Source organism: Gracilibacillus oryzae (assembly GCF_009498735.1).
Classification (GTDB): domain Bacteria; phylum Bacillota; class Bacilli; order Bacillales; family Amphibacillaceae; genus Gracilibacillus; species Gracilibacillus oryzae.
On the sequence record NZ_ML762449.1, the window covers coordinates 1 to 15,974 of the forward strand.

The window sequence follows — 15,974 nt, forward strand, 5'->3', positions numbered from 1 at the left end:
GAGGTAGATAGGTTCGAGGTGGAAGCATGGTGACATGTGCAGCTGACGAATACTAATCGATCGAGGACTTAACTAAAAATAAAAAGTGAAGGCGACTGTCCAATAGCGTACGGATAGATAAGCCTGACCATTGTACAGTGGTTTTCTGTACAAAGGGAAGGATTAACTATACGCTAGCTATTAGGAGCTTGAACTAGCCTAAATTTAAACGAATGTTTGTTGCTTGTTCATAATTTCTTATCTAGTTTTGATGGTATATTTACCACAATTATATATATTGTCTGGTGACGATAGCGAAGAGGTCACACCTGTTCCCATGCCGAACACAGCAGTTAAGCTCTTCAGCGCCCATGGTAGTTGGGGCCTTGCCCCTGCAAGAGTAGGACGCTGCCAGGCAACTTAGAAAAACTCTTAGTTTTAATAGCTAAGAGTTTTTTGTATTTTTCCATAATAGAAACTGTAAAGAAGTAATGAACAAATGATCTTGATTTATATGTGAAAATATAATAGATTTGGAATATATAATTGTATGTATGTGTATTTAAAGTAATCCACAAATCATCAAATAATGATAAAAAAAGTTAAAAAATGATAAAATGTTTCACGTGAAAAAAGTAAGTATTGAAAATTTGATATTATACGAATATATTTTCATAGATTGGCAACAATAAGTAATGGAGGTGTGGATAATGAATAATAAACAAGTTACCAACCATTGCGGAGTTTGTGATAAGCCAAAGGATGACGGAATTTATTTATACCAATTATTTATTTGCTCAGAATGTGAAAAAGATATTGTGACAACAGAACCAGATGATGCTGCATATTCAGTTTATGTAAAAAAATTAAGAGCTATTAATCAATCGACATTTACGATATAAAATGAGGTAATAGAATGTCAAACAACCAAATAAAAACGCCATTACTAGATAAAGTAATGGAACATACAAAAAAGTCGCCTGTTTCTCTGCATGTCCCAGGTCATAAAAATGGACAAGTATTAGATCCAAAAGGATATCATTTTTTTAAAGAAGTTACCAAGCTGGACTTAACAGAGATATCGGGCCTTGATGACTTGCACGCTCCTGATGGGGTAATTAAACAAGCTCAGGGGCTTGCTGCAGAATGGTTTCAAACAGAAGAAACATTCTTTTTAGTAAACGGTAGTACTGTGGGAAATTTAGCAATGATTCTAGCGACATGTGAAGCTGGAGACTTGGCCTTAGTCCAAAGAAACTGCCATAAGTCCATTCTGAATGGACTTGAGTTAGCAGGGGCAAGGCCAATTTTCCTCGAGCCTAATTATAGTGAACAAACCAACCGGTATGAAAATCCTTCTGTAGAGACGATAGAAACCATATGCAGAAATTATCCTGATGCAAAAACTATCATACTAACATATCCAGATTACTTCGGGAAAACATATGAGTTAGAAAAGATTATCAGAATAGCTCATCAATATAACATGGTTGTATTAATAGATGAGGCCCATGGCTGTCACTTTTCTGTCCCTTTTTTTCAAATAAAATCATCCGTGCGTCTGGGTGCGGATGTTGTTGTCCAGTCTGCTCATAAAATGACACCTGCTCTCACTATGGGGGCTTATTTGCATATTCCCGAAGATAGTAAGGTAAATAAACAGAAAATCATCCACTATCTATCAATATTACAATCTAGCAGCCCCTCCTATTTAATCATGATAAGTCTGGATATAGCGAGACATTATTTAGCTAATTATACATGGGAAAAGTATTTAGTGATGAGAGACTATATGGGAGATGTAAGGAACACATTACACTCTAATGAATGGTGGAAGTTAGAAAGGGTGGAAGATCCTTTAAAACTAGTAATAAAGGCATTACCAAGAGTTTCTGCTGATGACATCTTTCATCACTTTGAAACAGAAAATATTTATGCTGAACTGAAAACAAATCATGATATTTTATTTATTTTTGGAATGGAACCCACTATTCCATTGGCTGAATTACAAACAGCAGTGGAAAATGTGAAAGTAAAATTGCAAAATTCCAGCAAATGGACAGAAAAACATGATAAAATAAATGATAACATTAAAAATAATATTTATAAAACGGGTGCACTGTCATTTTCTTATCATGAAATGAAAAAGAAAAAAGTAAAATGGGTAAAGCTAGATGAAAGTGTTGGTTGTGTAGCAAGCGAAGCAGTCATTCCATATCCACCAGGAATCCCTTTAATTGCAAAAGGGGAAAAAATAACAAGAGAACATGTGGAATGGATAAAACAACTCAGAACAAATGATATTTCATTTCACCCATCAAAAGAAATGAGTGGACTATTCGTTTTTGATTAGATCTTGAAGGAGAATTCGTATTGTCAGGATTATTTATTACATTTGAAGGTGGAGAGGGTGCTGGTAAGACAACCGTCATCTCCCAATTAGCACACCAGCTGGAAAGTGAAGGACATGAGGTAATTGTTACAAGGGAACCAGGTGGTATTCCTATAGCTGAAAAGATCAGAGAAATTATATTGGATAAGGCACACACCGAGATGGATGCCAGAACAGAGGCATTATTGTATGCAGCAGCAAGGAGACAGCATCTTGTGGAGACGGTGATCCCCTCTCTCAATGAAGGGAAAATTGTGCTATGTGATCGATTTATAGACAGCAGTTTAGCCTATCAAGGTGTCGCCAGAGGACTTGGGATAGAAGAGATATATCAAATCAATCAGTTTGCCATCGATGATTATATGCCTGATTTAACACTATTATTAGATATTACACCACAAAATGGCTTATTAAGAATTGAAAGTAATAAAGATCGTGAAGTGAATCGCTTAGATGTAGAAGATTTATCTTTCCATCAGAAAGTTCATGATGCCTATCATAGTCTGATTAAAAAGTTTCCGCATAGAATAAAGAAAATTGATGCAAGTTTTGATATAATTACTGTACAAAATAATGCATATCGTATCATAAGCGAGTTTATCAATAAAAATGGGAGGTAGCGTTTGTGAAATTAATTATGGCAGTCATTCAGGATAAGGACAGTACCCGGCTTATTGACGCACTGAGTGAGAAGAATTTTAAGACAACAAAGCTATCATCAACAGGCGGGTTCTTGAAAGAAGGAAATACAACTTTAATGGTTGGTTGCGAAGATGACCATGTCGACGATGCGTTAACAGTGATCAAAGATAATTGCAGTCAGCGAAAGCAAATGGTATCCCCAGTTTCACCATTAGGAGGGAATGCAGATTCTTACATTCCGCGTCCAATAAATGTGGATGTTGGTGGGGCAACTGTATTTGTCGTGCCGGTTGATGCTTTCCATCAATTTTAGTGATGAGGATAGGAGGCTAATTCAGTGAAAATCAGTCAGGATATGAGAACACAACTGGATTCGCTCAAAAAAGGTGAAAATCAGCGAAGATCCAATAGTCATCAGTTTGACAATTTGGTTCGTGCACAATCAACACAGTTAAAACAAGCAGAATTAACGAAGCTTATGTCTGAAATTACTGCACAAGGACTAAAAATTGCACGATTTCGTTCTTTTAAAGATTTAGCTGCATATAAGCGAATGGTAAAGAGGTTTTTGAAAGAAACAGTTGATTTCGGATTAGGCATAAAGCAAACACACAGCTTTGTTCTCGATGGAGATAATCGAAAACTCAGTATTGTTCAGGAGATAGATGAGAAGTTAGTAGAGTTAACCGAAAATGTACTTGATCAGGAAAAGAACTCTATTCAAATCCTTGATTTAATTGGTGAAATAAAAGGTTTATTAATTAATTTATACACATAAGAAGAGAGCGGCTCTTCGATAGAAAAGGATAGATTAGCAGTTCTAATCTATCCTTTTTCTAACAATAGATGCACATATGGCAGCATAAACGAAAGTAGGCAAGGTCATGATAAATAGTTGGAGTGAAATGTTTCAACAGCAACCAATTGTATCGAAAATGATAACAAATAGTATTAAGAAAAGCAGAATATCCCATGCATACCTGATATATGGTGATAAAGGTACCGGTAAAGTAGAACTTGCCCAATTACTGGCGAAGAGTATTTTTTGTAAGAACAAACAAGGATATGAGCCATGCCAGACGTGTCTGGATTGCAAAAGGATTAATAGCGGGAATCACCCGGACCTTCATAAAATCGAACCAGATGGTGCTTCAATAAAAACAGAGCAAATTGCACATTTAAAGAAGGAATTTAACTATACAGGTTTAGAATCGAATAAAAAAGTATACATTATCGAACATGCGGATAAAATGACAGACAATGCAGCCAACCGCTTATTGAAATTCCTGGAAGAACCAAGCCAAGAGACAACAGCCATTCTTCTGACTGAAAACAGTCAATCATTATTAGCAACGATCCGCTCCCGTTGTCAGATTCTATCAACACGACCGCTTAATTCCAAACAATTAGAGCTGAAACTGATGGAAACAGGGATAACAGAAGCAAATGCGCGGATTTTGACTACTTTCACGCGAAATTTGGCAGAAGCTTTAGAGAAAAGTAATGATACTTGGTTTGCACAGGCAAGAAAATTAGTGGTACAATTAGTTGAAATGCTTCAAAATAATCGAGATGAAGTGCCAATATTTGTGCATACACAGTGGATGCCGCATTTTAAAGAGAAAAACCAATTGCAAGAAGGGCTTGACTTATTGTTAGTATGGTTTCGTGATGTTATTCATTATCATATGGACGATCCTTCCTCTATTGTTTTTCTTCATCAAATGGAAAAACTAGAACAAGCTAGTATGTATTGGTCTATCCAGGATATTACGAAGCATCTGCAAACAATCATGGAAGCAAAAAGGAAGCTTGAACAAAATGTGCATCCACAGTTAGTGATAGAACAATTAACACTTCAAATACAGAGGTGAATGTTAGTGATAGAAGTTATTGGTGTCCGCTTTAAGAAAGCGGGTAAAATATATTATTTTGATCCTTCCGAATTGAAATTTACTACAGAAGATTATGTTATTGTAGAAACAGTTCGAGGGATTGAGTTTGGTAAAGTAGTCGTTGCGAATAAACAAGTGGATGAAGAGGATATTGTATTACCACTGAAAAAAGTTATTCGAATGGCAGATGAGCAAGATAAAACAGTAGTATTGGAAAATAAGGAAGTGGCAGAAGAAGCATATAATACTTGTCAGAAAAAGATAAAGGAACATCACTTGGATATGAATTTAGTTGATGTGGAATTCACTTTTGACCGCAATAAAGTTATTTTCTATTTTACTGCTGATGGCAGAGTCGATTTTCGTAATTTGGTGAAAGATTTAGCATCAGTGTTTAAGACAAGAATCGAATTACGGCAAATCGGAGTGAGAGATGAAGCCAAGCTCCTTGGCGGTATTGGTCCTTGTGGGCGTATGCTTTGCTGCTCTACTTTTTTAGGTGATTTCGAACCTGTATCGATAAAAATGGCCAAAGATCAAAATCTTTCACTGAATCCGTCAAAAATTTCCGGTCTTTGCGGTCGTCTCATGTGTTGTCTGAAATATGAAAATGATGATTATGAGACAGCAAAACGAGAATTACCAGACTTAGGGGAGCATATTCATACTTCTTACGGAAAAGGAAAAGTGGTAGGATTAAATATATTAGAAAGATTAATTCAGATCGAAATTCCTGAGAAAGAGCGTGTTGTTGAGTATACTCTAGATGAACTGATGGAAGAAGGAGTTATTAAAACCCAGGCCGCAGAATAATGGGGTGGATTAGGCGTGACAAAAAAAGAATTATTTGAACAAGTTTCTCATATGGAAGAGCAAATTGGCCAGTTGTACCAGCAATTGGGTGATTTGAAGCAGCAATTACGTGATATGCTGGAGGAAAACCATCGCTTAGAAATGGAGAACCACCATTTACGTAAACGAATGGAAGAACAGTCTGAAGAGAAGAGCGACAATCATTCTGATACAGAAGAGCAAGATTTAACAATAGGCGAAGGTTATGATAATTTAGCTCGCTTATATGAGGAAGGATTCCATATTTGTAATGTCCATTTTGGCAGTCCAAGACAAGATGGCGACTGCTTATTTTGCTTATTATTCCTTAATAAAACAAAATAAGTAATGATAGAAAAGGAAGGTTGGCGCTATTGTGTCAGCCTTTTTTCTTTTGCATACTAATCCATATTGCAACAAGCATTCTTCCACCATTTACTGTTATGATATACTAAACAAAGATAGAGAGGTAATTGAAAATGGATTTAAAAGATGATGAAAGATTAGATGATTTACTAGCAGACGAAAAAATGAAGATTATTCAAAGCCCAAGCGCTTTTGCTTTTTCATTAGATGCTGCCTTGCTTGCTCATTTTGCCAATGTGCCAATCAAACGAGGAAAAATTATTGATTTGTGCACGGGAAATGGGGTCATTCCATTGCTATTATCAAAGAAAACGAAGTTACCAATTACGGGAGTGGAAATCCAAGAACGATTATACGATATGGCTGTCAGAAGTATTACATTGAATCAACTGGAGAATCAGATACAGATGATTCATGCTGATATTAAGGATATGCCTGGTCATTATGGAAACGATAAATTTGATTATGTCACCGTGAACCCGCCATATTTCTTAACTGAAAATGTGAATCATCAAAATCAAAATGAATACTTAACGATCGCAAGACATGAAGTATATTGCACATTGGAGGATGTTGTAAGAGTGTGCAGCCAATTAACCAAATCAGGCGGGAAAGTAGCAATGGTACATCGCCCCTCACGTTTTGTTGATATTGTGACCCTTTTTCGAAAATATAAATTGGAACCAAAGCGAATCCGCTTTGTTTACCCAAAGAGGGAAAAGGAAGCAAATATTTTACTAATTGAAGCAATTCGTGATGGAAAGGCGGGTGTAAAGCTTCTTCCGCCACTTTATGCTTGTAAGGAGAATGGAGATTATACAGAAGAACTAGAAGGGATATTATATGGAGAAAAGCAATGATCATTATGTTTATATATTGGAATGTAACGATCAAACATTATATACAGGTTACACAACTAATTTGCCGAGAAGGTTAAAGATGCATATGGATGGTAAGGGTGCAAAATATACAAGAGGTCGTGGCCCTTTGAAGATTGTGTACAAATCAAAATGCCAAACAAAATCCGAAGCATTGCAATTAGAAGCAAAAATAAAGAAACTACCAAGAAACAAAAAGATACAATTGATTCGTGAAAATGTTGAAGAAAGGTATGGAGATCATGAAAATCCAAAAAAGCTTTCAAACGGCATCAAATGATAGTGGTACATTATATATTGTTCCAACCCCAATCGGTAATCTTGAAGATATAACAATGAGAGCACTGCGAATTTTAAAAGAAGCTGATATGGTATTGGCAGAGGATACAAGGAATACAGGAAAGCTGCTCCATTACTTTGAGATAAAGAAACCAATGTTAAGTTATCATGAGCATAATAAAATGGAACGACAGCAGGAGATTCTGGATAAACTTTCTGGCGGGGAAACATTAGCTTTAGTTAGTGATGCCGGAATGCCTGGTGTATCTGATCCAGGCTATGAAGTAGTAAAAGCGGCCATTGGGCAAGATATATCTGTTATTGTTCTGCCAGGTGCGAATGCCGCTCTCTGTGCATTAGTAGGTTCTGGTTTACCAACAGACCATTTCTATTTTTACGGATTTTTGCCGAGAAAAAGTAAAGATAGAAAGGAAGCTCTCGATTATCTAAAACAACTAGATAAAACCTTTATTCTGTATGAATCGCCTCATAGATTATCGGCATCATTATCAGATTTATATGAAGCATTAGGTGACAGGCAAGTCAGTATAGCAAGAGAATTGACGAAGAAATTCGAAGAGTATATAAGAGGATCGCTTAAAGAATTGGCAGAGTGGGCTGAAGATGAAACCTTTAAAGGGGAATGCTGTATAGTCGTTGAAGGAAAACCTGTTGAAGTGGAGAGTTGGTGGATTGATTTATCTTTAAAAGATCATGTCGAAAAATTGATCAGTGAAGAGGAGATAACAAGTAAAGCTGCCATTAAGTCGGTGGCATTACAGCGTGGAATTCCCAAAAGAGAAGTATATCAAGCTTATCATACAAAATAATGTTGATCCTGCATATAAGTATGCAGGGTTTTTATTTTATTAAATTTTCCATTGTTGGGGTTATCGGTAACCTTAGAATAGCCAGGCTGCACAGGGAACTTCAAAGCGGAGATTGGCAATTAAACCTTGATTTATAAGCATTTAATAAGGACTGACTTTCAATTTACGTAAACTTAACAAAAATATCGTTGTTATTATAATATTTATAATTTAAAATGAATTCAAGTTAACCGGTTACCTAAATGTGAGAGGAGATTGATTTTATGAAAAAAATAAAATGGATTATGATTGCCAGTTTACTTGTTTGTTTTGCTTTTATTATGACTGCATGTGGATCTAATTCAGCCTCATCTTCTGAAGAACCGCTGAAGATTTGGGCAATGGGTGCAGAAGGACAGAAATTAAAGGAATTTGCTAAAAACTTTGAAGAGGAACATGGTATCAAGACTGACGTGCTTGCCGTTCCATGGGGAGATGCTCATGATAAAATATTGACAGCTGTTGCCGCTGGTGAAGGCCCTGATGTGCTGCAAATCGGCAATACATGGGTTGCTGAATTCGGAGAAGCTGGTACTTTCCTTGATTTAACTGAATATGTAGAATCAGAGGAATATCCGAATTTGAATCAAGACAACTTTTTCCCTTCTTCCACACAAACAACCGTTTATAATGACAAAGTATTAGCAGTGCCATACATAATAGATACGCGCGTGCTATTTTACCGTACAGATCTTTTAGAGCAAGCTGGTTATCCTGATGGTCCTGCTACATGGGATGAGACACTTGATGCTGCCAGAACATTAGCTGCAAGAGGACCGGATAAAAACGGTTTTGAAATTGACCAGGGAAGTCATCATATCCCGATGATGTTTGCCTGGGAGCATGGATGGGACTACGATATAAGTAAAGGCGCAGAAAATTTCGCTGATCCAAAATTCAAACAGGCTATGGAACTTTATCATCAGCTTTTTGATGAGGACTTAGCACAGTTAGAAGCAGGGAAAGAGACTGTCCAGGCGTTTGCTGACGGTACAAATCCGATGTTTATTAGTGGGCCTTATATGGTGAACACAATAAAAGAACAAGCACCAGAGATAGAAGGTAAATGGAATGTAAAAGTTATGCCAAAAGCAGAAACGAGTAATTCTATAGCTGGAGGCTCCCATTTTTCTGTTTTCCACAGTTCTGAAAGAGTAGAGGATGCTTTAACATTCATAAATTATATGGCTGATCCCGAAACCCAAGTAGAGTGGTATAAGGAAGCATTCACTTTACCAACCGTTAAAGCTGCATGGGAAGACCCGGCTCTTAAAAACGATCCTATGATCAAAGTTTTTGGAGAACAAATTGAAATGACGAAAGCTTTCCCTGTAATGGCTGAATATGAATTTATGGCCAAAGAATTGTTAAAAACACTGGAGCAGATTAACCGTGGTGGGAAAAGTGTTGACGAGGCTTTAGCAGAATACCAAAAAGAAGTGGAAAAAATTCTGTCTGAGTAATGTACAAAGTTGTCTCACTTTTTGAAGTGAGGCAACTTTATTTTCCGTAGAGGAGGGAAATAATGAGTCGATTAATCTTTAAGATATCGCCATTTATTTTTATAGGCCCGGCAATCTTGTTGTTATTCATCTTTTCCATTATCCCGATCGTCATGTCCTTGATTATCAGTTTTACAGATATGGATTTGGTGGGACTTGCCAATTGGTCCAAAGTAAGTTTTATTGGGTTTGATAATTTTGGCCGCTTATTTAATGATCCAATATTTTTAAAATCGATTGTGAACACATTGATGTATGTAGGAATAGGCGTCCCGATAGTTATCTGTCTGTCGCTGGGGATTGCTTTATTATTAAATTACAGCACAAGCGCACTTTTTTCCGGTTTCCGTGCTATTTATTATATGCCGTCCATTACTAATATTGTAGCTGTAGCGATAATATGGGGGTTTTTATATAACCAGGAATATGGTTTATTTAATTATTTGCTCTCATTGATAGATATAGAGAAAGTACCATGGTTGGAAGATCCTTTTGTAGCAAAACTGTCCCTTATTTTACTGGCTGTCTGGAAAGGTATCGGCGTAGATATGATTATTTTTCTGGCAGCATTACAATCAATACCGAAAATGTATTATGAGGCAGCTGACATTGATGGAGCAAACCGTTGGCAGAAATTTAAATATGTTACATTGCCATCATTAAGTTTTGCTATCTTCTTTGTTGTTGTAACGAAATTAATTGGATGGCTGCAATTTTTCGAAGAACCGTTTGTTATGACAGGCGGCGGCCCGCTGGATGGAACCGTATCGATGGCGTTATTTATTTACCAGGAGGGATTTGAATATAGCCGGTTTGGTTATGCATCTGCAGCTTCATTCGTCCTCTTCGCGGTAATTATAGGAATTACATTAGTGCAATTCACCTTAAGGAAATCCGACAAGTAATGAAAGGATGAACATGATGAGCAAGAAATGGGAAGTATCGGTTGTTGGGATTATTTTAGCACTTGGCGGTTTAATAACGTCGATTCCGTTTATCTGGATGATTTTAAGCTCTTTTAAAACAGAAAGAGAAGCATTGAGTGTTCCTCCGACCTTGATACCTAATAATGTAACACTGCAGAATTACATCGATTTATTTAATAAATTAGATTTTGATATCTATCTTTATAATACAATGATTATTGTATTTTTCTCTATGATAGGTTTACTTCTTAATACAATGGCTGGTTATGGATTCGCGATTTACCGTTTTCGTTACAAGGAAATATTATTTCTTTTAGTTTTGGCAACGTTAATGATCCCTAACCAGGTAACGATGATTCCTACATATTTATTGGTGAATACGATGGGATTAACCAATACGATGACTGGTATTGTACTGCCAGGTTTAATATCAGCATATAGTCTTTTTTTAATCCGACAGTTTATGGCAACAATTCCGATGGATCTGATAGAAGCGGCCCGTCTTGATGGGGCAAATGAATTTAGAATATTTTTCAACTTAATTCTTCCTTTATCTAAACCAATTATCTCTATTCAGATGATATTTGCCTTTATTGGCGCCTGGAACAGTTTCTTATGGCCGCTGATTATTGCCAATGATGATAAGCTCTATACATTATCTGTCGGAATGTCTCTATTAAAAGGCCAGTATTCTACAAGTTTTGCACTGCAAATGGCTGGTGCAACATTTATGGTTATACCAATATTAATTATATTTACTATCTTCCAGCGCAATATTGTACAAGGATTTAATATGACAGGTATTAAATAATTTATAAGTTGGGGAAGGGAAATGCAAATGATATAATAAAAAAAGACTAAATATATATGGATGAAGGCGATAGTGTTGAAAAAATATACAATTAGAGATATTGCAAAAATGGCAGGAGTTTCACCGACAACGATATCCAAAATAATGAATAAAACAGGCAGCATTAGTCAGGAAACCACCGAAAAAGTTTTAAAGATTATAAAAGAAACAGGTTATTACCCGACATATTCAGCACAGTCTCTCGCGTCTAATAAATCAAATCTCATCGGAATTATCGTGGATGGGGAATACAATGTGGATTTTACGCATCCTTTCTTTAACCATGTATTAAACAGTTTTAAAAACCATATTGGGACAATCGGCTATGACTTTATGTTTTTCTCAAATGAAAAATTTACAGGAGAATACTTAGAAAGATGCAGACATTATAAAGTGGACGGTTGTCTTATTATATCAGGCGATAATAAAGATGAAGGTTGTATTCAATTAGACCAGAGCGAGATTCCGGTAGTTGGTGTGGATATGGAATTAAGCGGGTCCAACTCCAGGTATGTAATGACAGATAACAGACTGCTGGCAGAGAAAGTGGTTCAGCATGCTTACTTACATAATATCTCTTCCATAGGATTCATAGGAGGCAACCAGGACTCCTATATTACAGAATTAAGAGAAAGCGGATTCCGGCATGCCATAGACAGGTATGGACTGAAACTGAAAGAAGAGTGGATTGTCTATGGTGACTTTTTTGATCGAAGCGGTTATGAATGCATGAAGCAGATTTTGGATTGTGATGAATATCCGGAATTAATATTTGCTGCATCTGATTTAATGGCGTTGGGTGCGATGGCAGCAGTAAAAGAAAGAAACCTATCGATCCCGGAGGATATCCGGATAGTGGGGTGTGATGATATTGAGGCAAGCAGGTTTTCAAGTCCTACTTTATCTACAGTAAAGCAGGATAAAGAAAAGATTGGGCTCCTCGCTGCCTATTTGTTAAGCGATTTAATAGAAGAAAAGAAAACGGCCCGCTCTATTTTGGTAGATCCGATATTAGTTGTCAGAGGCAGCGGTTAGGCAGTTAATCGCATAATAAAGAAAACTTCAATAAATAGGAAAATCCCGCTATGTTGCAGCGGGATTTTTTAATCTATCTTATTTGTATTGTTATTTATTATTTATTTGTTTAATTTTTTTTGAATTTCGTCGATAAGTACTTGAGCCCCTTCTGGACTAAGAACTAGCTTACCGTCAGCTAATGTTAAGTTATCATCAGAAATATCACCAGTAATGGCACAAGTCATGTTTGGCTTGTATTTCTGTAAGATAATTCTTTCATCATCAACATAAATTTCTAGTGCATCTTTTTCATTAATTCCTAAAGTACGACGAAGTTCGATCGGAATTACCACACGACCTAATTCATCTACCTTACGTACGATCCCTGTTGATTTCATATTTATTCTCCCCTTTTTTCGATAAATAAAAAATAAATTCGGCAAGATTCGACATCTATAGCGTTATAATACCATTAGTTGCCATTATTGTCAAACCAAAAAACTGATTTCCTTGAAGAAATTATAAAAAAATTCCAAAAAGAAGAAGTTCATTTATTTTTCTACAATATAAATGTATATCTTTATCGAATCATGTAAAAATTGCATTAATAATGGAAAAGTATAAGAAAAATCGCTACAATAAGAACAGACTTGTTATAATTTGTGAAGTTTATGTACAATGTGTACTTGAGGAGGTAGAGGAAATGTCTGAAGAGAACAAAACTTTTTATATTACAACACCTATATATTATCCAAGTGGTAATCTACATATTGGACACGCTTATAGTACTGTTGCGGGTGATGCAATGGCAAGATATAAACGATTACGCGGCTATGACGTCCGATATCTGACAGGAACAGACGAGCATGGCCAGAAAATCCAGAAAAAAGCAGACGAGGCCGGGGTTACACCACAACAATATGTTGATAATATTGTTAGTGGGATTAAAGATTTATGGGAGAAACTTGATATATCATACAGTGACTTTATCAGAACTACAGAAGATCGACATAAAAAAGTTGTCGAAAAGATCTTTGCTCAATTACTCGAACAAGGAGATATTTATCTTGATGAATATGAGGGCAGTTATTGTACTTCATGTGAATCCTTTTTCACTGAACGTCAATTAGAGAATGGGCGCTGTCCTGATTGTGGCGGTCCAGTTGAACAGGTAAAAGAAGAGTCTTATTTCTTTAAAATGAGTAAGTATGTTGACCGTTTACTTGAATTTTATGAAGAGAACCCTGAATTTATTCAGCCGGAGAGCCGCAAAAATGAAATGATTAACAACTTCATTAAACCTGGACTTGAAGACTTAGCTGTCTCCCGTACAACTTTTGATTGGGGAATTAAAGTGCCTGGAGACCCTAAGCATGTTATTTATGTATTGATTGATGCATTGTCAAACTATATTACAGCACTAGGATATGGTACGGATGATGATTCACTTTATCAAAAATACTGGCCAGCAGATGTTCACTTAATGAGTAAAGAGATAGTTCGTTTCCATACTATTTATTGGCCAATAATGTTAATGGCATTAGATTTACCATTACCGAAAAAAGTATTTGCACATGGCTGGATTTTAATGAAAGACGGAAAAATGTCGAAATCTAAAGGTAATGTGGTAAATCCAATTGATTTAACAGATCGATATGGATTAGATGCATTGCGCTATTATTTACTGAGAGAAGTGCCTTTCGGATCTGATGGTGTCTTTACACCAGAGGGATTTGTTGACAGAACCAATTATGATTTGGCAAATGATTTAGGTAATTTGCTTAATCGTACTGTAGCAATGATCGAAAAATACTTTAATGGAGAAATCCCTGCATTTCAATCAGCGGAAGAGAAGTATGATGAGGATCTTGAACAATTAGGACAAGAAACGATTAAAAATGTCGAAGAAGCATTAGATGAAATGAGCTTTTCTGTTGCGTTAACACACATTTGGAAATATGTCAGCCGGACGAATAAATATATTGACGAAAATGAACCATGGGTGTTAGCAAAAGATGAGAACAGTAAACAAAGACTTGGCAATGTGATGGCACACCTTGTCGACAGTTTGCGCAGGGTAGCAATCTTGCTGCAGCCATTCTTAACACAAACACCTGAAAAGATCTTTGAACAAATTGGGGTGACAGAGGAACAAGATAAGACTTGGGAAAGTTTATCATCATTTGGTGTTTCTAAAGAAGGATCATCTGTCGTGAAAAAAGATCCCATCTTCCCGCGCTTGGATGTAGAGAAAGAAGTCCAGACGATTAAGGATTTAATGAAGACACCTGAGCCAGAGAAGAAGGAAGAAGAAACAGATGAAATCCCATATGATGATTTTATGAAAGTAGATTTACGCGTCGCAGAAGTTATTCATGCAGAAAAAATTAAAAAAGCTGACAAATTATTAAAAATCCAGCTGGACCTTGGTTCGGAAAAACGACAGGTTGTTTCAGGAATTGCCAAATACTATTCACCAGAGGAACTTGTCGGTAAAAAGGTTATTTGTGTAACAAACTTAAAACCAGTGAAATTACGTGGTGAAATGTCACAGGGAATGATCCTGTCAGGTGAAGACAGTGATGGCAACTTATCATTAGCAACTGTAGAAGCTGATTTACCAAACGGATCTGTAGTGAAGTAAAACCCCTACGGGATACAGATGAAAAGGAACTAAAACAAAATAATGCAAAAAAGAGCAACTGAGCTTATCATTCTGACGACTAGAAATAATAAACAAATAGAGGGACAAAAGTAGTTTGTCCATACTGAAATCCGGACGACTCAACAATTCAATTCGTCCGGATAATTTGTTTTCTCAAAACAGGATTGATCATTCTTTATTTAATTTAAATACCTGCTTTGGAAGAGAGACTTTCAGGTGGAATAGATAATCGTGCCCACGGAAAGCGAGTGTTTTCCCCAGCGGCGTACGAGCAGTATCTAAATTAGTACATTAGTGAAGATACACTCGTGTATTTATTGTTTGGTTTTTAGATTAACTATTTTTGTTATATCTCAGCATCTTTCTAAGAAAAGATTATGTATGATCTTGAATATTGGATTTGATAAGAAAGGAGAAAAATCGATGTTATTTGATACACATGTACATTTAAATGTAAGCCACTTTGATGAAGACAGGGAAGAAGTAATTGCACGCGCAAAGGAAGCAGGGGTTGAATACATGGTGATTGTAGGATTTGATCATGAAACAATTCCAAAAGCAATTGAATTGGCGGAAGCATATGATCATATCTATGCTGCTGTTGGCTGGCATCCTGTTGATGCGATTGATATGACAGATAAAGAACTGGACTGGCTCGAAGAACTGTCTGCTCATCCTAAGGTAGTTGCACTAGGAGAAATGGGATTGGACTATCATTGGGACAAATCACCAAAAGAGGTGCAAAAAGAGGTCTTTCGTAAGCAAATCCGCTTAGCGAAAAAGGTAAAACTGCCGATTATCATTCATAATCGTGAAGCAACTGAAGACATTATCACGATCTTACAAGAGGAAAATGCCAGTGAAATTGGAGGCATTATGCATT

Annotated in this window: 18 protein-coding genes and 1 rRNA gene; 18 read left to right on the forward strand and 1 reads right to left on the reverse strand. The window is 36.4% G+C overall.

Going from position 1 to position 15,974, the window contains the following annotated elements; all coding sequences use genetic code 11:
• Positions 1 to 280: 280 nt before the first annotated feature.
• From rrf to F9U64_RS19690, 16 genes are all read left to right on the forward strand, one after another.
• Positions 281 to 396: ribosomal RNA gene (gene rrf / locus F9U64_RS19615) — 5S ribosomal RNA — on the forward strand.
• Between the two features lie 293 nt (positions 397 to 689).
• Entirely contained in the window at positions 690 to 881 is a 192-nt protein-coding gene (locus F9U64_RS19620; protein WP_153406597.1) for a sigma factor G inhibitor Gin, read from the forward strand.
• Positions 882 to 895: 14 nt separating this feature from the next.
• Positions 896 to 2,332, forward strand: coding sequence for an aminotransferase class I/II-fold pyridoxal phosphate-dependent enzyme (locus F9U64_RS19625; RefSeq protein ID WP_153406598.1), 1,437 nt, complete (start codon positions 896 to 898; stop codon positions 2,330 to 2,332).
• A 20-nt stretch (positions 2,333 to 2,352) separates the two neighbouring features.
• Positions 2,353 to 2,991 carry a dTMP kinase gene (gene tmk, locus F9U64_RS19630; RefSeq protein WP_153406599.1) on the forward strand — a complete coding sequence of 213 codons (639 nt, stop codon included), beginning with the start codon at positions 2,353 to 2,355 and terminating at the stop codon, positions 2,989 to 2,991.
• A gap of 5 nt (positions 2,992 to 2,996) precedes the next feature.
• On the forward strand, positions 2,997 to 3,326 hold the full coding sequence (locus F9U64_RS19635; protein WP_153406600.1) for a cyclic-di-AMP receptor: 330 nt from the start codon (positions 2,997 to 2,999) through the stop codon (positions 3,324 to 3,326).
• Positions 3,327 to 3,350: 24 nt separating this feature from the next.
• Positions 3,351 to 3,791: a YaaR family protein gene (locus F9U64_RS19640; RefSeq protein WP_153406601.1), complete on the forward strand. Its 441-nt coding sequence runs from the start codon at positions 3,351 to 3,353 to the stop codon at positions 3,789 to 3,791.
• 109 nt (positions 3,792 to 3,900) lie between these two features.
• A complete protein-coding gene (gene holB, locus F9U64_RS19645; protein ID WP_153406649.1) occupies positions 3,901 to 4,887 on the forward strand; it encodes a DNA polymerase III subunit delta' in 987 nt (328 codons plus the stop codon).
• A gap of 6 nt (positions 4,888 to 4,893) precedes the next feature.
• Positions 4,894 to 5,721 (forward strand): PSP1 domain-containing protein, encoded by an 828-nt coding sequence (locus F9U64_RS19650; protein ID WP_153406602.1) that lies wholly within the window; start codon positions 4,894 to 4,896, stop codon positions 5,719 to 5,721.
• Positions 5,722 to 5,736: 15 nt separating this feature from the next.
• Positions 5,737 to 6,084 (forward strand): DNA replication initiation control protein YabA, encoded by a 348-nt coding sequence (yabA, locus tag F9U64_RS19655; RefSeq protein WP_153406603.1) that lies wholly within the window; start codon positions 5,737 to 5,739, stop codon positions 6,082 to 6,084.
• A gap of 134 nt (positions 6,085 to 6,218) precedes the next feature.
• The gene (locus tag F9U64_RS19660; RefSeq protein ID WP_153406604.1) at positions 6,219 to 6,965 is read left to right on the forward strand and encodes a tRNA1(Val) (adenine(37)-N6)-methyltransferase; all 747 of its coding nucleotides are present in this window, start codon (positions 6,219 to 6,221) and stop codon (positions 6,963 to 6,965) included.
• Complete coding sequence (locus tag F9U64_RS19665; protein ID WP_153406605.1) at positions 6,949 to 7,263, forward strand: GIY-YIG nuclease family protein; 315 nt, start codon at positions 6,949 to 6,951, stop codon at positions 7,261 to 7,263. The genes F9U64_RS19660 and F9U64_RS19665 overlap by 17 nt, the downstream gene beginning before the upstream one ends.
• Positions 7,226 to 8,092, forward strand: a complete 867-nt coding sequence (gene rsmI / locus F9U64_RS19670) for a 16S rRNA (cytidine(1402)-2'-O)-methyltransferase (protein ID WP_153406606.1) — start codon at positions 7,226 to 7,228, stop codon at positions 8,090 to 8,092. Before F9U64_RS19665 ends, rsmI begins: the two co-directional genes overlap by 38 nt.
• A gap of 263 nt (positions 8,093 to 8,355) precedes the next feature.
• The gene (locus F9U64_RS19675) at positions 8,356 to 9,594 is read left to right on the forward strand and encodes a sugar ABC transporter substrate-binding protein (RefSeq protein ID WP_153406607.1); all 1,239 of its coding nucleotides are present in this window, start codon (positions 8,356 to 8,358) and stop codon (positions 9,592 to 9,594) included.
• Positions 9,595 to 9,656: 62 nt separating this feature from the next.
• Complete coding sequence (locus F9U64_RS19680) at positions 9,657 to 10,538, forward strand: carbohydrate ABC transporter permease (protein WP_153406608.1); 882 nt, start codon at positions 9,657 to 9,659, stop codon at positions 10,536 to 10,538.
• 7 nt (positions 10,539 to 10,545) lie between these two features.
• Entirely contained in the window at positions 10,546 to 11,370 is an 825-nt protein-coding gene (locus F9U64_RS19685; RefSeq protein ID WP_194287448.1) for a carbohydrate ABC transporter permease, read from the forward strand.
• Positions 11,371 to 11,442: 72 nt separating this feature from the next.
• Complete coding sequence (locus tag F9U64_RS19690; RefSeq protein ID WP_323125860.1) at positions 11,443 to 12,444, forward strand: LacI family DNA-binding transcriptional regulator; 1,002 nt, start codon at positions 11,443 to 11,445, stop codon at positions 12,442 to 12,444.
• Positions 12,445 to 12,545: 101 nt separating this feature from the next.
• On the opposite strand, the gene F9U64_RS19695 is transcribed toward F9U64_RS19690, so the two are convergent.
• Positions 12,546 to 12,824 carry an AbrB/MazE/SpoVT family DNA-binding domain-containing protein gene (locus F9U64_RS19695; RefSeq protein ID WP_089743990.1) on the reverse strand — a complete coding sequence of 93 codons (279 nt, stop codon included), beginning with the start codon at positions 12,822 to 12,824 and terminating at the stop codon, positions 12,546 to 12,548.
• 305 nt (positions 12,825 to 13,129) lie between these two features.
• On the opposite strand from F9U64_RS19695, the gene metG reads away from it, so the two are divergent.
• Together metG and F9U64_RS23205 are read left to right on the forward strand one after the other, a co-directional pair.
• Entirely contained in the window at positions 13,130 to 15,070 is a 1,941-nt protein-coding gene (metG, locus tag F9U64_RS19700) for a methionine--tRNA ligase (protein WP_153406611.1), read from the forward strand.
• Between the two features lie 444 nt (positions 15,071 to 15,514).
• The coding region (locus tag F9U64_RS23205; protein ID WP_407647346.1) for a TatD family hydrolase at positions 15,515 to 15,974 on the forward strand (460 nt) is incomplete at its 3' end.

What these genes read in the sequence shown, in the direction of transcription:
- F9U64_RS19620 (WP_153406597.1), top strand. Translation starts at nt 690, where the DNA reads ATGAATAATAAACAAGTTACCAACCATTGCGGAGTTTGTGATAAGCCA.
- F9U64_RS19625 (WP_153406598.1), top strand. Translation starts at nt 896, where the DNA reads ATGTCAAACAACCAAATAAAAACGCCATTACTAGATAAAGTAATGGAA.
- F9U64_RS19660 (WP_153406604.1), top strand. Translation starts at nt 6,219, where the DNA reads ATGGATTTAAAAGATGATGAAAGATTAGATGATTTACTAGCAGACGAA.
- F9U64_RS19665 (WP_153406605.1), top strand. Translation starts at nt 6,949, where the DNA reads ATGGAGAAAAGCAATGATCATTATGTTTATATATTGGAATGTAACGAT.
- rsmI (WP_153406606.1), top strand. Translation starts at nt 7,226, where the DNA reads ATGAAAATCCAAAAAAGCTTTCAAACGGCATCAAATGATAGTGGTACA.
- F9U64_RS19675 (WP_153406607.1), top strand. Translation starts at nt 8,356, where the DNA reads ATGAAAAAAATAAAATGGATTATGATTGCCAGTTTACTTGTTTGTTTT.
- F9U64_RS19680 (WP_153406608.1), top strand. Translation starts at nt 9,657, where the DNA reads ATGAGTCGATTAATCTTTAAGATATCGCCATTTATTTTTATAGGCCCG.
- F9U64_RS19685 (WP_194287448.1), top strand. Translation starts at nt 10,546, where the DNA reads ATGAACATGATGAGCAAGAAATGGGAAGTATCGGTTGTTGGGATTATT.
- F9U64_RS19695 (WP_089743990.1), bottom strand. Translation starts at nt 12,824, where the DNA reads ATGAAATCAACAGGGATCGTACGTAAGGTAGATGAATTAGGTCGTGTG.
- metG (WP_153406611.1), top strand. Translation starts at nt 13,130, where the DNA reads ATGTCTGAAGAGAACAAAACTTTTTATATTACAACACCTATATATTAT.